Here is a 310-nt window from a genome sequence, read left to right on the forward strand (position 1 = left end):
GGAAGCTGACCTGGTGGCCATCCACTTCGGCGGTGCGGATCAGGATGTTCAGGTCCAGGTCGCCGTCGCGGTTCAGCCAGCCGAACGCGCCGGTGTAGGCACCGCGCGGCACCTGCTCCAGCTCGCTGATGATCTGCATGCAGCGCACCTTGGGGCAGCCGGTGATGGTGCCACCGGGGAACGTGGCGGCGATCACCTCGCCGGGGGTGACCTCCGGGCGCAGGTGGCCGCTGACGTTGCTGACGATGTGGTGCACATGGGCGTAGCTCTCCACGGTCATCAGCTCGTCGACCACCACGGTGCCGGGCAT

At 68.1% G+C, this 310-nt stretch carries 1 protein-coding gene; it reads right to left on the reverse strand.

The features are described from left to right. A partial coding sequence (locus tag EN850_RS35270; protein ID WP_189591344.1) for a chorismate-binding protein occupies positions 1-310 on the reverse strand: 310 nt, incomplete at both ends.

The organism is Mesorhizobium sp. M8A.F.Ca.ET.207.01.1.1, from assembly GCF_004794715.1.
Lineage (GTDB): Bacteria > Pseudomonadota > Alphaproteobacteria > Rhizobiales > Rhizobiaceae > Mesorhizobium.